The sequence below is a fragment of the Pedobacter sp. GSP4 genome (genome assembly GCF_051857575.1).
Lineage (GTDB): Bacteria > Bacteroidota > Bacteroidia > Sphingobacteriales > Sphingobacteriaceae > Pedobacter.
Genome location: NZ_JBPZIR010000002.1, coordinates 758,887 through 785,839 on the forward strand (window position 1 = coordinate 758,887; position 26,953 = coordinate 785,839).

The following is a 26,953-nucleotide window of genomic DNA, read 5'->3' on the forward strand; positions in this document are numbered from 1 at the left end:
ATTGGTGTTCGAACGTTTTCTTAGAGGTCTGTTTAAAAATAAGATAATTAATTAAAGGGCAATTACTTTTATAGATGATGCTTTATCATTAAAAGTAGAAACATAGGTGCTTGATGAGGTGAGTTCGATACTGCTTCCGGTGAAGTTATCTCCATCATACATAATCACTTTAACCCCTAAACCTAAATTAACAGATGAGACATCGTTGTTGCTGATGCCACGGCTGATTAAATCGGCTGTGGTGTACTGGCCAACAGGTAACGATACGCCATAACCACCATAACTGGCATTCTGGTGAAATTTAGCTGAACCGTTTACACCAATCTGCGGTACCCCGCTCAAGAAAGAAAATGAATAGTTTTTGCTCACATTGCCACCGTTTTTCAATAAAAGTTTTACCCTGATATTGTATGCTTCGTTGTTTTTGTAATAAAGCTCGCTAAATGGAATGGTTGCCGAAATGGTATTACTGGTTCCAGGGTTCGATCTCCAGGTTACGGCATTGTAATCGGCATCGCTGCTGCCCAAATCAGGATCCATGTAGATCAAAATATCGCTCACCTCTTTATTACTGGTAAACGAACCCGTAACATTGAAAGCCTGTGTAGTGGCATTGTAGGCAAACTGCGCATCAATTGTGGTGGTAGCAGCCTCGTAAGGTGTTTCTGATGGCAATGGATTCTGGAATACTTCATTACGGTTTAAAATGGCGGCATCAACCTCGGTTAAAAAGGTAGGTTGGCCTTTACTAAAGGTTACATTTCCTGATCCCATTAGTGAAGTGCCCAAAGTTGGCTGCTCAGAAGCGTATTTGGCATGATCGTGCGGTAAATTTAAACCATGGCCCAACTCGTGCAACATACCACCCAGCAGGTTTGAGCTGGCATTCGGAATTTTATCCACAGCCATGTTTGCATTATCAACGGCAAAGCAGTTTTTACCATAGCCATAAAAAGGCTGGTCGCCGCCATCGGTTCTGTTTGGCAAAAGGATTAGTGTATGACTCGAATTGGAGAACTCGGAAGCATGTGTAGCCTTGTACGCTGCAATTTCGTTTAAGATCTTTGTTGCAGAAACCCCTGAATCGTAAGGATAGGCCGATTGTCCAAACTGGGCCGGTATTTCGATAAAACGCACCAATCCGGTCGAATCGATTTTCGGTAGCCCCATGTACTTGTCATAGCCATACCTTAACATTTCGGTGTGAAACCAGCCCTGAAAATGCACAAGTAACGATGTTAAGCGGGTTTTGTAATCAGAAAGCGCCGGATTATCGGTCGGCACAAACATTACGATGTTCAGGTTTTTAGTATTGGTTACAAAACTCGGCGGTGTGGTTCCCGATTCTAGTGCCAATTTAATTGGTTTTGCCTGAGTGGTTTCTGGTTCTGAAACTTGTGCCTTTTTACAGCTACTCATTAAAATGCCGCTCGAAATCATCAAGAGCAAGGCAAAGCAAAGTTGTTTTTTGTTTTTCATTGTTAATGGTTAAAGGTTTATGGTTTATTGGTTCATTAGTTTATTGGTCATTAGTTCATTGGTCATTAGTTCATTAGTCATTAATTCATTTGTCAATGGTTGATAGTAAATGGTTAATAGTCCATGGCTGCGTTGGCTAAGTCTTAATGTTCTTAAATGGTTTGACTTATTTGGGTTAATTGGTTAAATGTTTAAACTGGTTAATTGACTTATGATTGATGGTTAATGGCTCATGGTTAATAGTATTCTAGAATGGCAGCCACACCTTAATATCCTTAACTTCTTAATGGTCATTGAATTATATGGTCAATTGTTTAAACTGGTTAATTAACAGATAGCCGCTAAACCTTAATGTTCTTAACTTCTTAATGACCATACATCTACTTAAAAACTAACCTTCAATACACGTCCCATTTTATTGTTACTTGCATGCCCTGTTTCAGGCACTAAAATCCTTAGCCCTTTATAATCCTGCTTCCAGTCCAGTTTTTCATTTGTTTCTTCCAACAGCACTTCTTTAACTTTTAACTGATCATCAGCAAGCGAAATAATAATCAGTTCCCCAAAATCAGTGTCTTTTAAAAAAATCTGAAGCTCATCTGCCTTACCAGAGTAAAAGATAATCGGCTCGAGGGTTCTGATATTGGTAATAGGGTTCATTAGTTCATTTGTCATTGGTTCGTACTGGATTTTTCCTAAATTATTTTTCTTGCATATAGCAACCGAAAGTTGGGTAGATTGAACGCATCAAACTGCCTGGGCAACATTTAGAAGCTGAAAATCGACTCTTATTGCTAACTACTCGGCCGACTCTCAACTCCAAACTAACGATCACTCAATCAATCACTCAATCAATCAATCATTCAATCATTCAATCAATCATTCAATCAACTACCACCCTGGGTTCTGTAACAACAAGCCTTTTGATTTTAAAACCTCGCTTAATGGAATCGGCACAAAATACATGGCAGGTGCAATAAAATTCATTGATAATGCATTTTCATAGGTATATGCAAATGGATATGCGCTACCTGCTGGATTCTGTTTTCCTTTGGCCAGCAACAAACTTCCTTTTTCGGTAATTTCTGCGGTTTTCCATCTGCGGGTATCGTAATACCAATGGCCTTCGCCATAAAATTCTACACGGTATTCATTTCTGATCAGGGTTCTTAGCTGATCTTGTGTTACGCCTGCAGGAATGCCATAGCGGTTATCTGCACCAGCGGTAATACCAGCCCTGTTCCTGATTTTGTTTACTTCACTTACGGCTTCTTCTACTCTGCCCAATTCATTTAAAGCTTCGGCATAACCTAAAACCATTTCAGCCAAACGCATCATAGGCAAGGCCCTGGCAACAGTTAAACTGGCAAAAGGCAAGCGATCATTGCACATTTTACGGGTGTAATAACCTGTTTTGGTATGATAGGGCTGAATACCATCACCTACCGGATTGTTATTGGCATCGGTATAAATATTGATGGTGGTTAAAGCCGTTGTTGATCTACTGGTCATGGTAGCCTGATTATAAATAATCGAATTGTAGAACCTTGGATCACGGTTTTTATAAGGATCTAGGATATTGAAGCCCGATGAGGCATCGCTGATCAATTTTCCATTCGCCATCCCGAAGGCATCCACTACATTCTGACTTGGGTTCATAGAAGTTGTTGAACCTGCTCCCCTTGCGGTAATGGTCCAAGGGAAAAACGGACGCTCCAGTCCACCATTCGTATCAGAAGCACTGGCCGCTGCGAGTGCTAGGTTATAAACGAAAATATATTCACTGGTTTTTCTGCCACTGGTAAACAGTTTAAAGAAACCATCGCCAGCCTTGGTCGCATTATCTACAATCAGGGCATATTCTGGCAAATCCATAACGGCTTTGCAGGCATCGGCTGCTTTTTGCCATAAGGTGGCATCGTAATTGGCAGAATAGCATATAAATGGGCGCACGGCAGCATCAGCACTTGCCGGACTACCATTAAATAGCGTACTCGCAGCAGTTACCAGCAGCCTGGCTTTATAAGCCTTACATGCCCCTGACGTAGCCCTACCGTAATTAATCGCCTCTAATGTGGTTGCACTGGGTAAATCAACCGCTGCTTTATCGTATTCTGCAGCAATGTAATCTACACAGTCTTTATAAGGATTACGTTTGTAATCGTAGGTTGGAAAATCGTCGCTTACATCATCGCCTACCAATTGCACGCCTCCGTAATACCTCACCAGCATCTGATAATAAAATGCCCTTAAAAATCTGGCTTCAGCTATTAAAACCTTTTTGCGTGAGGCTGAAATGGGCGAATTAGGCACGTTGGCCATAAATTTATTTGCAGCCCTGATTTTTTTGTACATCAATGTCCACATAGCCAGTAAAGGGTGACTTGAGCTGGTTGAAGTGCCTTTTAAAAATGCATCCTGCCCCGAAAAGCCGCTTGTAGCATTCGAACTTAGCGTTTCGAAACTATCGTTCCAATCGCTTGTACCTGGTCCTGCGCCCGAAAAACCACCAATGGTATTGCGGTAAGGATGGATATCCAAACCGGTATTCCAATAAATGTTGTTCAGAAAATTAAAGGTCATTGTACTATCGGCAAATACATTTTCTTCCGAAAGTACTTCTACCTGCGAATCCAGGAAACCACCTTTTTTGCAAGAGAATAGCAGCATCCCAATTGATAAGGCCAGTGCTATGGTAAATATTTTAGTTTTCATATCTTTTGATTAAAAGTTATAGTCCAAATTGTATCCCGAAATTCAATACACGCTGTTGTGGATATTCACCTGCAGATGAGGTTAATGCCGACTCGGGATCGATAAACGAAGGGATTTTAGTGTAAACGATGCCCATATTATAGCCATTGGCATATACGCGGATATTGTTTACATGCAGTTTTTTGGCAAAAGATGATGGGATCCTGTAGCCCAGTTCAAAATTCTTCCACCTGATGTAATCGCCCTGCACGTACCAGAAAGTAGACCAATAACTTCCGGAGCCATCGAAACCATTTTGTACACTGCCCGAAAGTTCTGGAAACGAAGCCGAACCTGCCGTTACCGGCGTCCATCTTCCCAGATTCCATGGCACTGAAACGCGGTCTGGACGTGCATAAGCCAGCGCTCCCCTGTTCATGTTGATGATGTAATCGAAAGAACCCTGGAACAAGGTCGAAACATCGAAACCTTTATAAGAGAAACCGAAGCTTAAGCCACCTGTATAGTTTGGATTGTTGTTGCCGATATATTGTTTATCGTTGGCATCAATAATACCATCGCCGGTTAAATCTTTATACTTTATCGATCCCAGTTGTAGGGTAGATAAAGGAACAGAAGCCGCTAAACGGGGCGAATTGTATAAATCGGATAGGCTTTCGTAATAACCATCTGCGGTATACTGAAAAACAGCCCCCACAGGTTTACCGGTTAAGGCCAATCCATCGTACAGGTAAGCGGGCTCATCACGGTACAGTACTTTGTTTTTAGCGAAAGTAACATTGCCATTTACGAAAAACTCAAAATTAGGACCTACTTTATCCCTGTAGGTTAAATCAACCTCGTAACCGGTATTGTGTACACGCCCTAAGTTATAAGGAGGCAAGGTTGCGCCAAAAGAAGCCGGCACCAAGCCTGGCGTGGTAAAAATATCTGTTGTTTTTTTATTAAAATAATCTAACGTTAACGATAGTTTGCTGCCGAAAAATTTAGCATCCAAACCAATATCCAAATCGTTTACCGTCATCCATTTTACGTTCTGGTTAGATAAAGTGGGTTCAACAATACCTGAGTAAGATTGTGGCGTTTCACCAAAAACTATACCGCTTGCACCTGTTGAATAGCTCTTTTGATAAATTAAGCTGGTTACACCAATATTATCGTTACCGGTTATACCGTAAGAAGCCCTAAGTTTTAGGAAACTGATAAACTTTAAATTATCCTTTACAAACTTTTCCTCGCTGATGTTCCAACCAATACTGGCCGCTGGAAACCAGGCAAAACGGTTGTTTTCGCTAAACCTATCCGATCCGTTATAAGCAGCAGTCAAATCCAACAGGTATTTCTGTTTGTAGGCATAAGTAGCCTTACCGGTAAAGCCCTGAATGTTGTATGGATCAATTAAAGTAACCGTTGTACTGCCTACCGGCAAAATATTGGTACGCGTTTGGTTAAGCAATGCCACTGCAGCCACATTGTGATCTCCAAAACTACGGTTGTAATTCAGTCCGCCGCGGATGGTTGTGGTGCGCTTGGTATCGTTAAAAGTGGTGCTACGGGTTAAAACGCCCATCCGGTAAAGGTTTGCTGTAGTTGGGTTGTATTTTTGGGTAGCTGGATCGTAACTGTAAGCCAGGATTTCGCTTGATGCACGCGTTAAATTGCGGGTAAAGCTGTAATCGCCCGTGTAAGAAACCAAAAAGTTTGCCGATAAACCTGGGGTAATTACATCCAATAACTGGTTGGCGCTGGTAGCGGCCGCGATATTGTTGTTATAGCCACGGTTGTAACCCGAATACATCAAGTTTGCTACCGGATTGGGCTTGGTTCCTGTTGCTGCAGAGCTGGCAATTAAACCATTTTGCCAATATATTGGGTACAGAAATGAAGAAAGCTCACCATTCCACAGGTATTGAAATATGGTACCGCCATTGTTCCATGGTTTATCGTTAGGCTCGTTGGTTACGCCAAATTTCCCAGATAAGTCTATCTTGATCTTTAAATTTTTATTTGGGGTAATGTCTACATTCGACCGGAAGTTGTACCGATTGTATAAGTAGTTGGAGTTATATCCCTGACCTTCAGAAAAATCCTTAAATAAACCGCCCTGATATAAATAACCCAGGTTAACAAAATACTTTACCTTTTCGGTACCGCCCGATATGTCGAAATTGATTTTGTTCTGTAAACTTACCTTTTTAATTACCTCATCCCACCAGTTCACATTCGGGTGGTTATAAGGATCGTCGTTGGTGAGGTAATGTTGTAGGTTATCTCCTGAAAAGAAATTTGGATATAAAGTAGCTGGGTTATTGTATAAACCGGCCAAGCGTTCGCGGAATAAGCTTAAAGTGGTATAACCCGGGTTAACCACCGGCCGCTGCGTAGGCATCTGCAGGCCGCTTTCATTTTTTACATTTAATGCTGGCTTACCGCTTTGCCCCCTGCGGGTGGTAATAATTACGACACCGTTTGCACCCCTGATACCGTACACGGCAGTGGTTGATGCATCTTTTAATATGGTTACACTCTCTACCTCATTGTTATCGATAGAGCTGATCTGATCGGCACTTACCTCTACGTCATCAACAATAACCAATGGTGTGGTACCACCGGCATAGGTACTGATTCCACGGATCTGGAAGGCAGCACCATCGTTACCCGGCTGACCGCTGCGTTGCTGCGAAAAGAAACCTGGTAAACGGCCCGCTAAACTGTTCTGTAAACTTGCTGATGGACTCTGACGGATTTTTTCGCCCGAAATTGAACTTACTGCCCCGGTAACAGTAATCTTTTTAGCCGATTGCCCTACACCCAGAATTACCACATCTTCTAAACCTTTGGCATCATCTTTTAAAAGCACGTTGACGCTGGATTTTGATGATACATTGATTTCCTGCGAAAGATAACCTACCGATTTAATGACGATAACTCCTTGATTACCCCTTAATCTTAAAACGAAACGGCCTTTTTCGTCGGTTGAAACACCATTGCTGGTAAACTCTTTTTCAAAAATGGTTGCTGCAGGAATTGGTCCGTTACCATCGTTAACGGTTCCCGTTACGGTTTTACCTGTTTGTGCATTTGCCCTATTGCAAACAATAAGCGCTACAAACAAGAATATTGTTTTAATAAATTTTTTCATGTGTTCTGCGCTATTTTACCAGTTAGGGTTTTGAACCATCGATTTATTTGAAATCACCTCGTTTAATGGAATTGGATACAGGTAGCCTTTATTCGCATCAAATTTGGTTGTAGCGGCATCTACTGTTTTGTAGGTAACTACGCCACTTGCCATTGTACCCTGAACGCCATGGAGGGTTCCGTTCAGTACCGTGGCAGCAATTTTCCATCTTCTGATATCCCAAAAACGGTGCTCTTCAAAAGCAAATTCTACCCTGCGCTCATGCCTGATTTTATCGCGCATCTGCGTTTGCGTTAATCCTGCAGGCAAGGCTGGCATACCCACACGACCTCTAATGGCATTAACTGCGGTGTAAACGCTGGCATCTGGCCCTACGGCCTCATTCTGGGCCTCGGCATAGTTTAACAGTATTTCTGCATACCTGATAATGGGAAAAACGTGCGGGTAATTGGAATATGATGTTCCGCTCGAATTGCTGGTCATAAACTTACGCATGTAATAACCTGTACGGGTTTCGCCTTTAGTTACCCTTCCGTAGCCAAATGGCCTGTCCAAACCGCCATCGTAAGTCTGCACTTTTCTGTTTAACCAGTAAAGGCCATCAAACGTAATGGTAGCCGGAAAGCGCGGATCTCTATCATAATATGGATTGGTAGCCACATAACCCGAACCTGTTTCGGTAATCAGTTTGCCATTGGTCATCTCATATTCGTTTACCAGTTCTTGGGTTGGATTGGTTTTGCCCGAAGATGATGAAGCACGGGTATACCCTACCGGATCGTTCAGTACTTCTACCGTAGAGTTGCTTGCTGCCATGTAAGGCAAAATAATTTCGTTGTTACTGGCCGTAGTAAAAACACTTAAAAACTTGTTTACATTGGTAACATAAGTGGCAAGCGCCGCACTTGGTGCTACCCCGGCAAGTGTAGTGGTTGTATAATGAGCTGTTGTGGCGGCACTATTTAATGCATAGGTAAATTTAGCTGCCGCAACACTGTCCATTACTGCTTTTGCAGCAGCGGCGGCACTGGCCCATTTGGTAAGGTCGTTAGTGGTGTTATTAAGCGGACTGGCCGCGTACAAAAGCAACCTGCTTTTTAAGGCCATAGCTGCACCACGGCCAAAACGCCCGTAAAAGTTTGCGGCAAAGGTACCATTGGTAGATGCATTTGCGGTTAATAGATAAGGCATTGCCGCATCCAGTTCACTTACAATATAAGCTACACACTGCTGATAGGTATTGCGCGAAACATCAATGGTTTCTTCTGCCGTAAAAACCTTATCACCGATAAGCGGAACACCTCCCCATCTTTTAATCAGCTCGAAATAAGACATTGCCCTTAAGCAACGTGCCTCGGCTTTCCACCTGTCTTTGTAACCTTTAAGGTTTAAGGGAACAATATCGATATTGGCCAAAAAGATATTCGTTTTCCTGATGTTGGCGTAGTTCTTGGCCCAAACATTATCTACTACATTCGATGGACTTACCCCATCGTTGCTAAAGTACTGCACGGCATCGCCTACTGCATTGGGCAGCGCATCATCGGTACCAGCATCGAGTATATTATTGGTGATCCGGTTATTCCCGTTTGGCAGGCCGGCATAAATACTGTTCAAAAATTTCTCGGCATTTACACCCAGTGAATCTGTCTTGTCAAAAATAATTTCCTGACCAATTAGTTCTAAAGGGGTATCTTCGCTTAATTTCTTACATCCCCATGTTCCAAATAACACAGCAGATACGAAGGCAACTATAAAATATTTTTTCATAAATCTGTTTTCTATAATGTTAATGATACACCTCCGTTGATTACACGTTGATTAGGGAAACTGCTGAGCAACGATTCGGGATCGAAATCCAGTTTTGAAGCGGTAAGCATGTTATAGCCGTTTACGAAAAATCTAAGTTTTTTTATTCTCAACCTGTTAATCAGGTGTGCAGGAAGCGAGTAGCCCAACTCTACATTTTTTAGCCTCAGGTAATTGCCATTGCGCAACCAGAAGCTGGAAGCCACATTGTTGTTTAAATTGGTTCCTAGTGTTAGTCGTGGTAAAGTGGCGTTTTCCTGGTTACTTGGTGTCCACCTGTTTTGGGTGGTATAATCTAAAACATAACCTGTGTTGTTATTTAAAGCCAGCATAGTGCCCGTACCCAACAGCACCTCTCTATTGAAAACCCCTTGTACCAAGGCCGAAAAATCAAATCCTTGGTAATTGAAAGCCAGGTTTAAGCCGCCATAAACCAAAGCTTTATCGCCGGTAATTTTCTTTTGGTCGAGTGAAGAAATTATACCATCACCATTCAGGTCCTGGTATTTGATATCGCCTGGAACTGGTGTATAACCCAATAAGGTTGGCGTATTGCCTGCAGTTTCTCCTGTTTTATAAAAGCCTATGGCCTGGTACCCAAAAGTGCCTGACGCCTGACCTGCAGTATACATCCAGCTATATGGATAATCCGGCTCGCCTGCATATAAAATTTTATTCTTTTGTACGCTAAGGTTTAAACCGATTTTATAACCCAGATCGCCCGATTTACCTCCAAAATCTACCGTACCTTCTACGCCCGAATATCTTGCTTCGCCAAGGTTCTGATCAGGATAATCGGCACCGATAATGGCGCTTGCATAGGGCCTAGAGATTAGTAGATCGTAATATTTATTGTTGTAATAGGTTAAGCCTACATTTAATTTATGGTTTAAAAATGCGGCGTCGGCACCAACTTCAAACTTCCTGGCCTTTGCTGCGCCTACATTTGAGGTAGCCAGGCTTCCTTGAACAGCTGTACCCACCGCTGTTTGGCCAGTACCAAAAACATAACCCGAGCCACTGATGGAATACCGCTGGATGTAAGAAAAATAATCAGAAAGATTTGCTCTTGCGGTTAAACCAAAGGTAGCCCTGAATTTTAAGAAATTAACTGTAGAAGGATTAAACCATTCTTCTTTCGATGCTACCCAACCCAAACCAACTGAAGGAAGAAATACCCATTTCTGTGCGTCAGCATATTTGTTAAAACTACTGTACGAACCAGCAGCTTCGGCAAAATACTTTTCATTGTAATTGTATTTGGCCGATAGGCCTCCGGTTTTAAGGATATTATTTAACTGCCCATTGGTTAACAAACCGCTCGATAAACTGTTATCGCCATTATATGAGCCTAACAGATCCAGGTGTTGGCTTCCAAAATCTCTTGAATAGCCTAACATAAAATTGTAATAGGTCTGTTTTAACTGATCGGTTACATCAGAACTACCACCGCCCAAAAGCACTTTACTATCCGTACCCGATTTGGTATAATTAACTGTACTGCCGTTTATGGTTGGGTAATAAATGGCAAATGTTTTTGTTTTTAAAATGTCTTCACTGTAGTAGTTGGCTATCGATAAACCAGCCTTGGCCCATAAACCTTTGGTAATATCATCTAACTTATATTTTAAAGCCACATCCGAGTTTAAGGTACGCGTGGTGGTCATTATATAACCCGAATTGATTGTGTTGGCCAAAATATTATTGGTTAACGAAGCCGTACCGCCGTAGGTTCCATCAGGATTTTTTACCGCATAGGCCAGTGGCGAAGTAGCATACACCAAGCCCATAATGTTAGCTGCATAAGCGCCGGGCTGGTTGTTGTTTTCTACCGAACCGAAAATATTCAGCTGTAAAGAAATATCTTCGTTAAAATTAATTTCGGCATTGGTGCGGATGTTATAGCGTTTATAAAAGTTATTTGTATTGTAAACATTGTTATTATCGGTTACAAAATTACCATCAGATGCAAAATGCTCTAAGCTGGCATAATACTTAAAAGCCTGAGAGTTGCCAGCTACACCCAAATGATAACGTTTTTGCGCACTGTTCTTTTTATAAACCAGATCGTACCAGTTGTTATTGGGCTGTAAAAACGGGTTATTGGTGTTGTTATCGTAAGCACCGATAACGGCATCGCTGTACACAGGCGTACTGCCGGGATTTGTATTTAACTGTGCTTCGTTATAAATGCGGGCATAATCGCCGCCGGTAATAAACTTTGGTGTAAACAGATTTTGAAGCGCACCATACTCCGCACCGAAATTAATTTCGAAAGGATTGTTTTTAGATTGTTTTTTAGTGGTGATGTAAATGATACCGCCTGATGAACGCATGCCATACATCGAAGTAGACAGGGCATCTTTCAATACCGTAATGCTCTCTACATCATCGGGATTAAAATTGGTGAACGATCTCGGCACACCATCAACCACGATAAGCGGCGTTTGTCCTCGGAGTACCAGTTGCGTAACATCAAAACCTGTACGGGCCGACGATTGCAGCGTGTACAAACCCGTTAAACGGCCTGCTACCGTATTGGTTACATCCGATACCGGCGTGGCATTAATATCATCGCCATATATGGTGGCCGCACCCACTATCAGATTGGCTTTTTTAGTTGTTCCGTTCCATACATCAACTTTATTCTGCAGAAAGTTTTTCTGATCAAATCTCCTGATCAATGTACTATCCACCTTTATAACCGTGTTAGTGCTGGGTTTTTCTTGTGCCAGTGCAAAAACAGGTGCAAGGCCTAACATACCTACCAGCCACTTCAGTCTAATATTTGTATTTTTTATCTTCATAATATCAGCTGTTTATTAGTATGATGTTAATGTGCCCCTTACCAAACCACCGCCTTGTTGGCCCGAGGCAATCTGCAGGTAAAGTGTTTTCGAATTTAGATCTGCTATGGTCTGCGCCGATAACTCAACCGACCCTTTTACTTCCCTACTGGTATTAAAGGCACCGTTGTTCAGGTCAATCAACACAGTTCCATTGGCGCCAGCAGTTCCACTGTAAATTGCTGCTTTGGTTGGGCTATCGCCATTGTTGATCGGGGCATCAAAATACAGGTAGTAGTAAAGCTTGTTATCGGTCATTAAATAGCATACAGCTACCGCGTGGTCTGTTCTGCCGGTTATTGCGGGCACAACATTGCTTACAGATAAATCTGATTTCCATTGCCGGATGGTGTAGATGTCTGATTCGACTTCTTTTTTCTTGCAGGAAGTAAAAAACAATAAGGCAAGTGCAGGCATTAGGCAATGCCTTTTGAGTGTAAATAAGTTCATAAATTTTAGGAGTTGATTGTTCGGGATGTTTTATTATTACTGGTAGAGCCAGTAATTAAAATGCTAGCATCCATTTCTGTTGGTTATGTTGTACTGACGGGAAACGCCGGTGCAAAACCTTCGGACTCCTAATTTTTAAAAGCACCGCTTTTAATAAAAGTAATTTTTGTTTCATTGTTGGTTTGGTTAATACTTGTTGTTTGGCCTGCCTTAGTTAGTTCATTCAGCGTGCCATGGTTGTTGGTTAATTTGGTTATAAGCTAATGATGGAAATTGCCTGGTAGTTATTGGTAAAATGGTTTGGGCAGTACCTGTATTAGCTTTCCCAAAACTACCTTGGCCCAAAATGAAAAAGGTCGAAAATTGTAAATGAATGGGTAGAAAAACTGCAATTCCTTATTATTTTAATAAGTTCGCGCTATATTTAGGATAAAATCATCCCCCGGCTTTTATTCCTCAAAGTGTAAGGTGATTAAAAAATCTAACCCGAATTATGAAGCTGCGTTTAAGCGCTATATCCCTTTTATTAATATTTTTGATCTGCACCTCATTACGTGCACAAAAGCAGGTTACGTTTAACCATTTAACTATTGATAATGGCCTGTCGCAAAATTCGGTGATGGCTATTGCCCAGGATAAAAGCCAGTTTATTTGGATGGGTACCCGGCATGGTTTAAACCGTTACGATGGTTACCGGTTTAAAATTTACAGCAACAGCTCTGATAACCAGAACAGCATTTCGGACAATGTAATTACCAGCCTATTGAGCGATAGCAGAGGAAGGTTATGGGTTGGCACCGAAAACGGACTGAATATTTACAACGCAAAAACCGACCGTTTTTTACGCATCAACAAACGGAGCTCAGCAAACTCTTTTAGCTGCGATTCGGTAGAATGTGTGTATGAAGACCCCCAGAAAAACATCTGGATTGGAACTTACAACGGGCTTAACCTTGTAATAGATGCCGAGAAACAGATTTTTAAAAAGTTCCTCTTTAATAAATCGAACTACAAATCGGGGCTTAATTATGTTTTTTCTGTTTTTAAGGATGATCGGCAAAACCTTTGGGTAGGTACTTTTAATGGCCTGGTGCGCATTTACCAGGTTAAGGGCAAATACCATTTCGAAATTTTTAGGCACAACCCCAACAACAAGAACAGCATTAGCGCCAATGCCATAAAAAGCATAGTAATTGATAAGCAGAAAAACCTTTGGCTGGGTACTTATAACGGTTTAAACCTGTTTGATTACCAGCACAAAACCTTTAAACGCTACCAAACCAGCACTAGCGATCCAAATTCGATTATCAATAACGACATCAGAAAATTAACCTGCGATAAAGCCGGCAATATCTGGATCGGCACGCAGGAAGGGCTGAGCATATTAAACCCTGTTACCCGCAATTTCACCAATTACCGCTACGATCCCGATCAGCCAAACGGATTAAGCCAAAACTCCATACATAGTATTTTTCAGGATATTAACGGTTCTATGTACGTGGGTACTTTCTACAAAGGCGTAAATGTGGTTTATCCATCTGCCACTCCCTTTACTGTGCTCAGAAATTCGAAAAACCAACAGGGCCTAAGCAGCAATATTGTAAGCGCCATGGCCGAAGACGAACACCACAACCTGTGGATTGGTACCGAAGGTGGCGGTTTAAACTATGTTAACAGAAACAACCACAGCATTAGCTATTATAAATCTGCCCCTAACGATGGCAACGGACTAAATTCGAACCTGATTAAAACGCTTTGCCTGGATAAAACAGGTAAATTATTGGTGGGTACGCACCGAGGCGGTTTGTATTTATTTAACCGCGCCACAAACAATTTTAAAAAAATAGTCAACGTTAAGGATGTTAAAAATAGCCCTGGCGGTGCCGAGGTTATTGCCATAACCGAAGATAGTTACGGAACGGTATGGGTAGGCTCCAGGGATGGATTATCAACCTTAAAGAAAACAAACGGCGAATATGCTGCTGCAACCGTTAAAAGCCCCATAGAAAAAAACCTGAAGAACAAGTACATCCAGATTATATTTGAAGATAAGGCCAAAAACCTATGGATTGGAACCATGGCCGGTTTATACGTTTATAACCCCACAAGCAAAATAATTAAGGCCTATTACCGCAGCAAAGCCAATACCAAGGGATTAAAATCAGATCACATCAACTGTATTGTGCAGCTTCAAAACGGAAATATCGGCGTTGGAACCGCATTTGGAGGGCTGAGCATTTTTAATGGCAGAACCTTTAAAACCTACAGCGAAAAAGATGGACTCCCGAACAGCAATATTTTTGGGATAATTGAAGATGACAACAAAAATTTATGGATCAGTACCGATAAAGGCCTGTCTAAACTCGTAACCCAAACCGGTAAATTTATCAACTACACCAAAAGCGATGGTCTTGCCGGCAACGATTTTAATATCCGCTCGTTTTTAAAAGATAGCCATGGCGAACTGTTTTTTGGGGGATACGATGGCTTAACTACTTTTTATCCTGCACAGATTGATATTAACCAAAATGTGGCACCAATTACCTTTACCGGACTTAAACTGTTTAACCAACCAGTTGTTGTAAACGGCCCTGATGGACTGTTAAAAGAAGACATCAAAAACACCCAGCAAATTACCTTTAAATACGACAACAACAATTTCAGCATCGATTTTGCCCTGCTCAATTACATTAAACCAGAAAAAAACAGTTACAGCTACCTGCTTAAAGGCCACAGCAAAAACTGGGTTAAAACCGATATCCCCAGCGTAAGCTACGCCGATCTGCCTTCGGGCAGTTATACCCTTATGGTTAGCGGGAACAACAACGACGGAAATCCTGGCGGCACACCTGCTGTGCTTAAAATTACGGTACTCCCACCCTTTTGGGCAACCTGGTGGGCCTATCTTATTTATCTGGCTTTCTTTTCGGGCTTATTGTTTTTGATTGTACGGTATCTGTTTGTGCGTGCCCTGTTAAAACGTACGGAGGATATACAGAAAATGAAACTGAATTTCTTCACTTATGTGGCCCACGAAATCAGAACCCCTTTAACCTTAATCCTCGGACCGCTCGAAAACCTATCCAACCAATACCAAAACGATACTGAACTGAATAGGCAGATCATCCCCATAAAAAACAACGCGAACAGGCTAATGCGCCTCATTACCGAATTAATGGATTTTAGGAAAGCAGAAACCGGGCACCTTACCCTGCACGTTACAGAGGATAATATTATTGATTTTATCAGCGAAATTTACCTGTCTTTCTCGCATTTGGCCCAAACCAATAGTATACAATATCAATTTGTACACGAACAGGAACACATTAACCTGTTTTTTGATAAGCGGCAGCTCGAAAAGGTATTGTTCAATCTCTTATCAAATGCATTTAAATTTTGCAGTAATGGTGGCCAAATCGTCGTTACAGCGCTGGAACAGGCTGATGAAGTGGAAATCAGCATTTCAGACAATGGACTGGGCATCCCCGCCGAAAGCTTGAAGAACCTGTTTAGCGATTATTTTCAGATCGACGAGCAAAGCTCCAACCAAATTGGCTCGGGCATTGGCCTTGCCTTATCGAAAGCTATTGTGGAAGAACATAAAGGCCATATTGCCGTAGAAAGTACGCCTGCAGAAAATGGATCGAGGGGCTTTACCAAATTTACTGTAAGGCTTAAAAAAGGAAAGTCGCATTTTAAAACAGCCCTTTTCGATGGCGTTAAGGATTATCCATCGCACCCTAACCTCTATACAGAAACGGTAGAAAACGGTGTAACAGATTTAAAAACGGCTAAACCTGTGGATCTTGCTCAAGAAACCATTTTAATAGTGGAAGATAACAGCGAAATCAGGCAGTTAATTTCATCTTTGGTTGGTGGAAGTTATCAGGTTACTGAAAGCGAAAACGGGCTATTGGGTTGGGAAACAGCGGTAGAAACCCTTCCCGATCTGATCATCTGCGACATTATGATGCCTGTAATGGATGGGATTGAATTGTGCCGCAGGCTTAAGCAAGATGAACGTACCAGTCATATCCCGGTGATTATACTTACTGCACGTTCTTCGCACATCCACCAGGTTAGCGGTTTAGAAACCGGAGCTGATGCCTATATAACCAAACCTTTTAGTCCGGAGCTGCTATTGCTCAATGTGCGGAATTTATTGATGTCGAGACAGGTTATGCGGCAGAAATTTTTACAGCATATCCACCTGCAACCCAAAGAGCTTACCATTAATGCTATTGATGAGGCTTTTATGTCAAAATTAATGGGTTATATCGACGAGCATATTGCCGATGAAGATTTCGGCGTACAGGAACTGGCTTCGATGGTTGGCATGAGCCGGCCTGTGCTGTATAAAAAAATACGGCAGCTAACCAACCTTTCGGTTAATGATTTTGTTAAATCGATCCGTTTAAAGAAAGCAATGGAACTGTTTAAACAAAACAGGTTCACCATTTACGAAGTAGCTTATCAGGTTGGCTTTAACGATCCAAAATATTTCAGCAGGGAGTTTAAAAAGCAATTCGGACAAGGCCCGCGGTATTTTATGAATGGAGAAGAGTAGATTGGTACTAAGTCTTGAGTTTCCAGTGCAAAATCCTCAGTCGGTACATCACCGATTGTCACCCTGAGCGGAGTTGAAGGGCTTTTGTTAGCAGTTAAGGTATTAGACAAAAAACTTAACGCAAGTGGTGCGTGAGGACACGAACCACGGGTGAAAAATCCTCAGTCGGCACATCACCGATTGTCCCTAAGCGGAGTCGAAGGGCTTTTGTTAGCAGTTAAGGTATTAGACAAAAAACTTATTCCAAGTGGTACGTGAGGACACGAACCACGGATGAGGAATGGAGAAGAGTAGATTGGTACTAAGTCTTGAGCCTCCAGTCCAAAGTCCTCAGTCGGTCCGTCACCGATTGTCACCCTGAGCGGAGTCGAAGGGCTTTTGTTAGCATTTAAGGTATTAGCAAAAAACTTATTCCAAGTGGTGCGTGAGGACACGAACCACGGGTGAAGGGATGATAGGATTCGGAGTTCGTCATTCCCAACCCGATTGGGAATGACGGCCGATTTTAAAACGTGCCAATAAAAGTTATTGCTACGCAGTCCATTATTTCACTTCCTCAAATTTCAGCACTACACTTGTCCTATCCGTATTTAAATTTGGGTTAAAGCCAACCTTCATTAAAAAATCTCCTGTATAGGTTTTACTGCTATCAATAGCTGATTTTGTACCCGGAAAAAGGTTGATCTCTTTAATCACATATTTCTTCGCCGCATCGAGTCCATTCAGTTTAACGGGATATTTACTGCCTGCACCATAACGGTAATTTACGAGGTAATTGAATATTACACCTGCTGTTTTCTGTGCATTTACGTATAACATTGATGCAACACTGCCCGTACGCGGATTGGCCAAACGGTATTGTTCTCCCTGCCAGATAATCTCTTTCAGCTCGTTGTAATTTTTAATCGCTTCCTGGCAAAACTGAAGTTCCTTTTCGGGAAGCTTGCTCACCACAATATCAAAACCCAATTTACCCATCATCGCTACATCCGTACGGAATTTTATCGGTTGCTTGCCCCAATCGGTAACATGGTTAGCACTGCTAATGGCCGGATAAAAATAAGAGTATTCCCACTGCATAAATATCCTTTCCAACGGATCGGTATTATCACTCGGCCAAAACTCGGTAAAGTATTGTAGGGCCGCGTAATCTACCCTACCGCCACCGCCTGAGCACAACATCATTGGTACAGTTGGATATTTGGCCCTTATGCGCTGTAGAACGCTGTATAGGCCCTTTACATAATCGATGTAAAAGTGCGACTGGTTTTTTAAATGTGCAGAGTAGGCATTATAAATAACGGCATTGCAATCCCATTTAATATAGGCCAGTTTAGGGTTTTTGGTAAATAGCTCATCTACCACACCGAAAACAAAATCCTGTACCTTTGGGTTCGACAGATCCAGTTCTAACTGGTTTCTAAAATAATGTTCAGGGCGGTTTGGCTGTTTTACCACCCAATCAGGATGTTTTTCATACAGTTCGCTTTTTGGGCTCACCATTTCCGGTTCAATCCATATCCCAAATTTGGTTCCAACCTGATCGGCTTCTTTTACCAGGGAAGAGATTCCATTTGGCAGTTTCTTTTTGTTTTCCTGCCAATCGCCAAGCCCCGCATGGTCATCGTTGCGTGGATATTTATTGCCGAACCAACCATCATCCAGCAAAAAGAAATCGACACCCAGTTTTTTGGTATCCTTTAACAATTCGGCCAGTTTCTGTTCGTTAAAGTCGAAATAAGTGGCTTCCCAGTTATTTAAAAGCGTTAAACGGGTGCCCTTACCATCCAAAATCTTATAGTTGCGCGCCCAGTTCTGCAATTTCCTACTGGCATCGCCTTTTCCCTGATCAGAAAAGGTGTACAAAAATGCCGGTGTTGTGAAAGCTTCACCAGGTTTTAGGCTGTACGGCGAAGCATAGTTGTTCATGCCCGCAATAATGCGCAGGTTATCCTGATAATCCAACTCCAGATCGATCTTAAAATTACCGCTCCACTCCAGTGCGCCGTATAAAACATTGCCTTCATTTTCTTCAGCCGGTTGATCTAAAGAAATCATAAAAACCGATGGCTGAAAGAGATTGGCCCTTGTTCCCAGCTTGCTATCTAAGGTTTTAATGCCATGTGTAATTTCGCTTTGCTCGGGCTGCATTTCTTTGGCCCAATCGCCATGATATTGGTTAAGCCAGAAATGTGGCGATTTTAAGTGCAGATTGGCCGAAGCATATTTGTGCAGTACAACAGTTCCTTTTTCGTTGTGTCTAATTTCTGTCCATTGCTCTATTACATCTTGCTGGTAAAAGGATTTATAAAACAGGGTGACTTCGAAATTATAAACCGGATCTTTTAACCTGATTTTAAGCAGGCTTACATTGTCATCAACAGCTGTAACCGTATGATCAACATATTTCAGATCGAGCGAATTATTGCCATCGACATGGGTAACACTAATGGCCGGCTCAACAAGGTTTCTCGATCCGGAGGGGGTGTAAACTGAATTTAACTGGCCGGTATAATCTTCTGTTTGTCTGTACTGACCGCTAACCTGTGCATACTCCTGCTTATTGGCGAGTTTTTTTCCGAAAAATATGGTATTTACATCTTTTTTAACATCGGCTTGCAATACCAAAGCGTTGTGGGCGGTTTCGATTGGAATGATGGTTTGCGCCTTAATGCTTGCCATGGTAAAGAGGGAAACAGCCATTGCCAATGCCCCCTGCCTCATATAACCTGTAATTTGATCTGATCTGTTCATTTGTGTTTTCAATACTAATAGCTAATGTTTTTTATAGGTAGATAGGTTGATTTTAATTTGATGCTTGGAGCGTAATTTTAAATAGAATGGCATCTTTTGCGCCTAAATTAATGTTTTGGTTATTTTTAAAATCTTCTGTTTTTTGGGCAATGAGGTTTTCAGCACGGTAAAATCCAGCAGCTTTTAAGCCGATCCTTGAAAAGTCAATGGTATAGTTTTTTGCATCACTGCCATAATTAAATATGGCAAGGTATTTCACGCCATTGAGGTCTTTTACAAATAATTGCGAGGCCGATTTACCCTTATCTCCTTCTACTGGAAGAAATGCTTTTCCATCTTCCAAAACCTTTAAAATTTCTGTATTGTTCAGCAACTGTTGTGCAGTGCTGCGCCATTTTCCAGGCTTAGAAAAATCGTCGCCAGTGATACAGGTTCCGGTAACAATAGCCGACAGCAGCCTGGCCCTGTTTTCGCCCTCAGATTGATCAGAGAACACCACATGGTCGGCATCAATATAATCGTAAAGATAAGTTTGCCACCAGCCGTTAGTTAGGCTGTTTAAGGTATATTCGGTATCGTTTATTGATTTAAAGGCATCGCAGGCAATTCTGCGCATATGAATGTAGCGTCCAGAAGCCAAACTCGGCGATATGGCTGCATAAACCAACATTTTATCATCAAGCTGTTTTAGCAAAAATTCCATACCTACTTTATAAGCCTGCATGCCTGTGGTAATTTTCGGATCGTAAAAGTGATCGGATTCTATGGCCGCATGACCTAAAAAGTCTATTTTGATCATTTCGAATCCACATTCCTTAAATTTCCGTATTACGGTAGCAATGCGCTGTTGGGTACCCGGATGTGTGGGATCTAATGCCCTGGCACCATCAATATCATGGTAACCTGCGCCAACTTTTGTCCACATGCTGCCAAAAGAATACCGGCTTCCATCGGCAATACGTTTTCCGCCAGCCGCAAATCCCCAATCCACAAAAGGAGCCCAATAAATACCTGGTTTTAAACCTTTTGATTTCGCATGATCGGCAAAGGCTTTCAGTTTGGAATAGTCGCCATTTAAGCCACCCCTTAACAGGTTGTCCCAATACGAATCGAGGTCGATATAAGCTACCCCCCCGCTCCTGAAAGACTTTAAACTATCGGCAAAAAAATCGCTTACCTGATCTGCTTTTTCGAGTGTTATTTTTTCCTGCATGGCTCCCCAGCTGTTCCAGCCCACCGGAGTCGGCGCCTTCCATTTAAAAACAATCGGGGCTTCGGCTATCCGATTGGCCTTGGCATATTTTTCCATTCCTTGCCGCCAATCGGCAAATGCCCCGAATAATACTTTAGCAGAAGCAATTGAATTACCTTTTAGGTAACCATGCACTATATTATCGCGGGTAATTTTCTCTTCGGTATAACCACAAATGGCCTTCAGGTTTATTTTTTTCTCGCTATCGCGGGCAGTTATAATGCCTGTTTTCCAATTGCCATGTTCAATAGAGCCGATTACAAAGCCATTACATGATTGATCATGGTACAAAGCGGTAACCTCCGCACTTGGATTGCTTACATTGGCTTTTAAAGGCACCGCATTGTACGAAATAAAAGTATCGTTATCAAAAGGCACAAATAAACTGGTTGGCGCATTTGAGCTTTCCTGATCAACCAGGTTTCCGTTTAAAGGAACCAAATGGTTAACCGATAAATTAGCCCCTTGTAAAAATACCGCAACCATAAAATAATCCTGATCGGCATAGGTGTAAAATACCTGCTTCATACTGGGCAAACCAGCCTGTTTTAACAAAAACACATGTTTAATGCCACGGCCAAAGCCATCTTTAATGCTGCTTTTGCTATAGCTAATCTGCTTATAATCTTTTGAACTGAGTATTGCATTCTGATAGCCAGCCTGCGAAAAACCATCCAATAACAGTTGCACCGCAGCATCCGAAACGTTAAATGTGCCTGTTTCGAGGTTATAGTTTATTTTGCCGGCTTTACCATAACTGATCACAATAGCCGAGGCAGTTCTGCAGGCAAAAAACAGCATGAATAAAACTAAAAGAGGCTTGGGCTTTAATAAAAGTTTAAAAATCATGTATTGTTCTAAAATTTTGTCGAAGTTACTTCGGTTAGTTTTCCGTTCATTTTAAGCTTTACCTTTTGCGGTGTGGCCGATGCAATTTTGTAAGCGGTAATTTTTCCGTCCTTCCAGTTCATATCAACCGTAAAATTACCACGGGCTTTTAAACCTTTAATTTCACCAAAGGCTTTCCAGGCATCAGGTATAGCGGGCAATAGTTCTATGTAGCCATCATGACTTTGGATCAGCATTTCGGCAATGGCTGCAGTTGCACCAAAATTACCATCAATCTGAAAGGGAGGGCCTGCCGATAACATATTCGGATAAACCCCTCCACCAGCGCCATAATTAATATCAGTGCGCAAAGTTGGTTTTAAGATTTCCCTAAAAAGCTTAAATGCTCTGTTTCCATCCTGTAAACGTGCCCAAAATAACTGTTTATAAGCGATTGACCAACTTGGTCCGTCGTCGCCCCTCACTTCGAGTGTTTTCTTAGCGGCTTCGGCCAAAGCAGGTGTAGTATTTGGTGTAATTAAACCTGCGGGATAAACACCATATAAATGCGAAATATGGCGGTGCTGAGGGTCTGTTTCTTTATAATCTTCCAACCATTCCTGTATGCGACCATCTTTGCTGATTACCCCTACCGGAGGAATTGATTTTAATTTATCTTGTAGCGAGGCACTAAATGCCGCATCTGTTTTAAGCAGTTTAGCAGCCGTAATTACATGATTAAAAAGCTCCCTTACAATCTGGTTATCGATGGTTGGCCCCATCGAAATGCTGGCCGTTTTTCCGTTGGGCAGATAAAAAGTATTTTCGGGCGATACAGATGGGGAGGTTACCAGCCAGCCCGTTTTGGGATCTTTAATTAATGCACTTTGGTAAAATGCTGCCGATCCTTTTAAAATGGGATAAATGCTTTTCAGGTATTTTAAATCGCGGCTGTAGGCAAAATGATCCCACAGGTTACTGCACAACCAGCCCGAACCTGCATTAGATGCACCCCAAGAGGCACTTTCGCCGGGTTCGGTAAAGCCCCACACATTGGTAATTACGTGGGCAATCCAGCCATCGGCATTGTAATAAGCTTTGGCTGTTTTTGCACCGTGATCAGTTAAATTCCTTACCAGTTCGGTCAATGGCAGGTTTAATTCGGAAAGGTTGGCCGGCTCAATGGCCCAATGGTTCATCTGTACATTTACATCCAGGTGGTAATCGCCGTTCCATGGGGTATTGATCTGGTTTGCCCATAAGCCCTGCAAATTGGGCGGCAACAGGCCAACCCTGATGCTGCTGATGCTTAAATAGCGGCCAAACTGAAAGAATAATGCACTTAAGGAAACATCATTTTTGTAATCTTTGTAAAAGTGTTCCAACCTCATATCAGTTGGCAGTTTGGCTCCCGCGCCTTCGCCCAAATTGATTTTTAACCGGTTAAACAATTTTCCAAATTTGGCGCTGTGGTTAGCCAGTTCTAAAGCATAAGCTTTCTTTTGGGCCGCCAGTAAAACCTGTTTTACCCGGTCTTCAAAATCAGCATGTTTAAAATCGGTTTCTGCTGCTACATAAATAATAAGCTCTGAAGCATTTTTTACTTTAAGGATATTGCCTTCGGTGGTAACTGAACCATCTTTCAATTTGGTAGCCACCCTGCTCAGGTATTTCATTCCTTTGCCATCCGTTCCATTATCCAGCTGGCCAAACATGAGCAGTTCATTTCCTTCGCTGGCAAGGTTTGCTTTTTCGGGCCTGCTTATGGAAATATTGCAGTTCAGTTTATTAGGCTTACTGGCTGTAATGCGGATGATATTTACATCATCATCAAAACTGCAGAAGTACTCTCTTTTGTATTGTACACCATCAAGGCTAAATTCGGTAACGGCTACAGCCTTATCGAGCGATAAATATCTTTTATACACCTGCGGACTTGCCGCCTTAATACCAGGGTAATCAAAATCAAGCTGAAGATTGCCAAGGGTTTGATACTTGCCCCAGTTTGCCCCGCCCGAGCCTTGTCCTTTACAAACAAAATCGCGGTTAACTAGCTCCTGGGCTTCGTCATTTTTACCTGCCAATATCAGTTGCCTGATTTTTGGCAGGCTTTTATAGGCTTCGTAGTTATTGGCATCCTGCTTACCGCCACTCCACAGGGTAATATCGTTTAGCACAATGTTTTCTCTGGCAACGCCCCCATCGGGTGTCATGCCCAGCTTACCATTTCCCAAAGGCAATGTTTCTTCCCAAACCTTGGCCGGTTTATCGTACCAGAGCTGGAGCGGCTGTTGCTGGGCAGAAACATTTTTACTGATGAAAAGCGAAAAAAGCGCAATAGCTGTCAGTTGTTTAAAATTCATTTTTCATTTTTGTGTGTGATTAATCTAAGACCGTTGTCTCGACCGGAACGCAGTGGAGTGGAGAGATCTACCTCGAGATAGATTTCTCGGCTGCGTTGCACCCGATAGCTATCGGGTCCGCTCGAAATGACGGCCATTTTAATTAAACATTCCAGTCGAAATGACGGTCGTTTAAAAAATTACTCCTTGTTCCAGAAACGGAGTTCGCTCATATTGCTGTAATTTCCGTCTCCAGTGGTAACATGTTTAATCCTGATGCGAATATAACGAATCGGTTTGCCTCCGTTATCGAGTTCGGCAGTAATTGCATTTTTACCATCATCGGTACGGGTTACATCTTTTAAAAGTACCCAGCCCTTACTGGTTGCTTCTGCTGGCCAACCGCTGTTACTTGCCGATAAATTGGTAGTGGCATTGGTTAAATCGGCTATGCCCCAAACTTCAAAACGATCGGGATTATTACAACAATCTCTGCCAGTTTCTTCTATACGCGATAAATTGGTATAAATTTTTCCCAAATCGAAAGTGATTACATGTGGCATACCGCTATTACCCGCGCTATGAAAAATATTCGGGTAGCCCTGCGGACCAACGCTTCCATCCCAAAGTTTGCTGATGCTGGTGCCCGACTCGTAAGTTGGTGCATCGCCTGGAAGTTTCACCTCACTAAATAAAGCCCTATTGCAAAGCACGTAAGAGAATATTTTAGGGAAGGTAGAAAAATCGGTTACCGAAAAAACATCCAACGAACCCTTCCCTGGTATGTACGATGATTTATAAGTAATATCGGTCCCTGCTTTATAATCTGTAAGGGTAATGGCTGTATCGGCCGGTAAAAGTGTTTTATCTATACTCGCCCCTGCAGTATTGGTGTACCTGATAATGGTATTTACATTAATGGTATCGGGGGTTTTAAAATTTAACTGTACCGAGCCATTACTATTAATAACGTAAGGTGTAGTGGCATTATAAGGCCTGTTCAATAATCCCGATTGGTATAAAGGACCAAAAACCCTCACGTTTCTGGCTTCAATGGGGATAGATTTATGTCCTTGAGCATCATACGAGTAAATGGTAAAGGTATAAGTGTACTCGCTCAGTTTCGGAATTACCACCTTAATGGTATCTGAAGGATTATGGCTACTTGCCGCCACCGTTACACTATCGGCATTGTTGTTCCAGTACACCACATATTTGCTTACACTTGGATCGGGACTTGGGTTCCACCACAATGCCGTTCTTAAATTACCGGGCTTGGTTACGATATTGGATACACGCCCCGGGTAAACAATTTCTCCATCCTTTAAAAAATCTTTAAAAGCAAGATCATCTTTGGTACAGCTCATTACCACTGTAAGCAACAACAATAGCAGACCACCAATTTTATATATACTTTTCATGTTCGAAAATTTATCTTTTTATACGAATCTTATATTTCCACTATCTCGGATCGCCATAAAAGGCCATTTCCATGGCGTGGGCAAAAGTACCGTTAGACCAAGTTGTACTTACCGATAAACGCACGTACCGAACTTTAGGGTTGGTTAGCGGAAAGTTGAAACTCACCCCTGCCTTTACAAAATCGTTATCGGCTGTTGTATGGGCTACTGGCGTTGCGCCTGATGGCGGGTTAGGGAAATTGTAATTGCCCATGTTAACCCAATCGCCTATTACCGTACCTACAGGTGCTGCTAAAGGAAGCTGTGCATCGCGTGGTGCAGCAGCATCCGAACCCCATATCGAAAATACTTTGGGGTTACCGTGCCCATAGGCAAATTTATCGCCTCCATCTGGGCGCTCCCATAAAACGAAGCGGCTTAGTTTGGCACTTACACCCAAGCCAAATGTGGCAATTGCAGGCATTGCACCGCCTGGAGCGGTATGCCATCCGTTTGAGCTGCCGTCGGTTTTGCCATCCCACAGGTAAGGAAGGTCCCATCCATAGGCAATTACACCATCAGAAGGCAGCCTGTACTGAAAGAACTTGCCCCTATCCAACAGGGTTTCAAAAAACGGGGTAATGGTTTTGTAAGTGGTATCAGAAATGTTCCCAAAATTATCTGTTACGTAGTAGCCGATCTTTTTGGCCACGGGTGCATATCCCCTTACCGAATAATCGAAAACTTCTGTTTTGCCATAATGCTGATCAATCACATCCGAAGCATTGTTATCGCCAACGCCCAGCAAAATTATCCCCAGGTTATTTTTTAGGGGATTGGTTCCGGTTATTTTAATCCCGCCAAAATCGGGCTCGGCATTAATTGTAGGCTTTAAAAGCAGGTAAGGCGGTGTATCGGGGTTAACTTTCACCACTACAGGATCAGATTTAACCTCAGCCCTGCTTACCGCATACAAAGTCACATCGTAAGCTTGTTTTTTTGCAAAACCATCAACCATAATGGTATCAGAATAATAGCTCGATTTGGTTTCTCTGGTGGTTATACCGTTAATTTTGTACTGCGCCAGCACATATAGCAGGTTTTTCGAATTGGGCAGAGAATAGGTAATGTAGGCACCGCCATTAAAATTATTTACTTTAATATTGGTTACTGTACCTGGCTTGGTCATATCCGAAGATGACGGATCGTTATAGGTTTCCATTTTTTCGCAGGCCGCAATGCTGGCCAAAACAGAAACTATAAGGACTAGGTAAATACTATTTTTAATACTTTTCATCGTTATAAGTTATTTTATCGGTGATGAAGCAATGATGTGCGGATAAGGTTATGGTTTATGCCACACATCACG

At 42.2% G+C, this 26,953-nt stretch carries 13 protein-coding genes; 1 reads left to right on the forward strand and 12 read right to left on the reverse strand.

What is annotated here, in order from left to right; all coding sequences use genetic code 11:
- Positions 1-51: 51 nt before the first annotated feature.
- From ACS5PU_RS06755 to ACS5PU_RS06785, 7 genes are all read right to left on the reverse strand, one after another.
- Positions 52-1,479 (reverse strand): hypothetical protein, encoded by a 1,428-nt coding sequence (locus tag ACS5PU_RS06755; RefSeq protein ID WP_439458516.1) that lies wholly within the window; start codon positions 1,477-1,479, stop codon positions 52-54.
- 384 nt (positions 1,480-1,863) lie between these two features.
- The gene (locus ACS5PU_RS06760; protein ID WP_439458517.1) at positions 1,864-2,154 is read right to left on the reverse strand and encodes a hypothetical protein; all 291 of its coding nucleotides are present in this window, start codon (positions 2,152-2,154) and stop codon (positions 1,864-1,866) included.
- Between the two features lie 216 nt (positions 2,155-2,370).
- Positions 2,371-4,194: a RagB/SusD family nutrient uptake outer membrane protein gene (locus tag ACS5PU_RS06765; protein WP_439458518.1), complete on the reverse strand. Its 1,824-nt coding sequence runs from the start codon at positions 4,192-4,194 to the stop codon at positions 2,371-2,373.
- A 16-nt stretch (positions 4,195-4,210) separates the two neighbouring features.
- Positions 4,211-7,336, reverse strand: a complete 3,126-nt coding sequence (locus ACS5PU_RS06770) for a SusC/RagA family TonB-linked outer membrane protein (protein WP_439458519.1) — start codon at positions 7,334-7,336, stop codon at positions 4,211-4,213.
- Between the two features lie 15 nt (positions 7,337-7,351).
- Positions 7,352-9,106 (reverse strand): RagB/SusD family nutrient uptake outer membrane protein, encoded by a 1,755-nt coding sequence (locus ACS5PU_RS06775; protein WP_439458520.1) that lies wholly within the window; start codon positions 9,104-9,106, stop codon positions 7,352-7,354.
- 11 nt (positions 9,107-9,117) lie between these two features.
- Positions 9,118-11,952 (reverse strand): SusC/RagA family TonB-linked outer membrane protein, encoded by a 2,835-nt coding sequence (locus ACS5PU_RS06780; protein ID WP_439458521.1) that lies wholly within the window; start codon positions 11,950-11,952, stop codon positions 9,118-9,120.
- A 15-nt stretch (positions 11,953-11,967) separates the two neighbouring features.
- Entirely contained in the window at positions 11,968-12,441 is a 474-nt protein-coding gene (locus tag ACS5PU_RS06785; protein ID WP_439458522.1) for a CHRD domain-containing protein, read from the reverse strand.
- 493 nt (positions 12,442-12,934) lie between these two features.
- Between ACS5PU_RS06785 and ACS5PU_RS06790 the strand changes: the two genes are divergently transcribed.
- Positions 12,935-17,008 (forward strand): two-component regulator propeller domain-containing protein, encoded by a 4,074-nt coding sequence (locus ACS5PU_RS06790; RefSeq protein WP_439458523.1) that lies wholly within the window; start codon positions 12,935-12,937, stop codon positions 17,006-17,008.
- Positions 17,009-17,551: 543 nt separating this feature from the next.
- Here ACS5PU_RS06790 and ACS5PU_RS06795 read toward each other — a convergent pair.
- The 5 genes from ACS5PU_RS06795 to ACS5PU_RS06815 all read right to left on the reverse strand — a co-directional run bounded on the left by ACS5PU_RS06795 (position 17,552) and on the right by ACS5PU_RS06815 (position 26,881).
- On the reverse strand, positions 17,552-19,762 hold the full coding sequence (locus tag ACS5PU_RS06795) for an alpha-galactosidase (RefSeq protein WP_439458524.1): 2,211 nt from the start codon (positions 19,760-19,762) through the stop codon (positions 17,552-17,554).
- Positions 19,763-19,814: 52 nt separating this feature from the next.
- Positions 19,815-21,863 (reverse strand): alpha-galactosidase, encoded by a 2,049-nt coding sequence (locus ACS5PU_RS06800; protein ID WP_439458525.1) that lies wholly within the window; start codon positions 21,861-21,863, stop codon positions 19,815-19,817.
- Between the two features lie 8 nt (positions 21,864-21,871).
- Entirely contained in the window at positions 21,872-24,205 is a 2,334-nt protein-coding gene (locus ACS5PU_RS06805; RefSeq protein ID WP_439458526.1) for a glycoside hydrolase family 95 protein, read from the reverse strand.
- 179 nt (positions 24,206-24,384) lie between these two features.
- Entirely contained in the window at positions 24,385-25,605 is a 1,221-nt protein-coding gene (locus ACS5PU_RS06810) for a DUF4998 domain-containing protein (RefSeq protein ID WP_439458527.1), read from the reverse strand.
- A 40-nt stretch (positions 25,606-25,645) separates the two neighbouring features.
- Complete coding sequence (locus tag ACS5PU_RS06815) at positions 25,646-26,881, reverse strand: DUF5000 domain-containing lipoprotein (RefSeq protein WP_439458528.1); 1,236 nt, start codon at positions 26,879-26,881, stop codon at positions 25,646-25,648.
- Positions 26,882-26,953: the final 72 nt, after the last annotated feature.

Coding starts and splice junctions, on each gene's coding strand:
- ACS5PU_RS06755 (WP_439458516.1), bottom strand. CDS start 1,479: ATGAAAAACAAAAAACAACTTTGCTTTGCCTTGCTCTTGATGATTTCG.
- ACS5PU_RS06760 (WP_439458517.1), bottom strand. CDS start 2,154: ATGACAAATGAACTAATGAACCCTATTACCAATATCAGAACCCTCGAG.
- ACS5PU_RS06765 (WP_439458518.1), bottom strand. CDS start 4,194: ATGAAAACTAAAATATTTACCATAGCACTGGCCTTATCAATTGGGATG.
- ACS5PU_RS06770 (WP_439458519.1), bottom strand. CDS start 7,336: ATGAAAAAATTTATTAAAACAATATTCTTGTTTGTAGCGCTTATTGTT.
- ACS5PU_RS06775 (WP_439458520.1), bottom strand. CDS start 9,106: ATGAAAAAATATTTTATAGTTGCCTTCGTATCTGCTGTGTTATTTGGA.
- ACS5PU_RS06780 (WP_439458521.1), bottom strand. CDS start 11,952: ATGAAGATAAAAAATACAAATATTAGACTGAAGTGGCTGGTAGGTATG.
- ACS5PU_RS06785 (WP_439458522.1), bottom strand. CDS start 12,441: ATGAACTTATTTACACTCAAAAGGCATTGCCTAATGCCTGCACTTGCC.
- ACS5PU_RS06790 (WP_439458523.1), top strand. CDS start 12,935: ATGAAGCTGCGTTTAAGCGCTATATCCCTTTTATTAATATTTTTGATC.
- ACS5PU_RS06795 (WP_439458524.1), bottom strand. CDS start 19,762: ATGAACAGATCAGATCAAATTACAGGTTATATGAGGCAGGGGGCATTG.
- ACS5PU_RS06800 (WP_439458525.1), bottom strand. CDS start 21,863: ATGATTTTTAAACTTTTATTAAAGCCCAAGCCTCTTTTAGTTTTATTC.
- ACS5PU_RS06805 (WP_439458526.1), bottom strand. CDS start 24,205: ATGAATTTTAAACAACTGACAGCTATTGCGCTTTTTTCGCTTTTCATC.
- ACS5PU_RS06810 (WP_439458527.1), bottom strand. CDS start 25,605: ATGAAAAGTATATATAAAATTGGTGGTCTGCTATTGTTGTTGCTTACA.
- ACS5PU_RS06815 (WP_439458528.1), bottom strand. CDS start 26,881: ATGAAAAGTATTAAAAATAGTATTTACCTAGTCCTTATAGTTTCTGTT.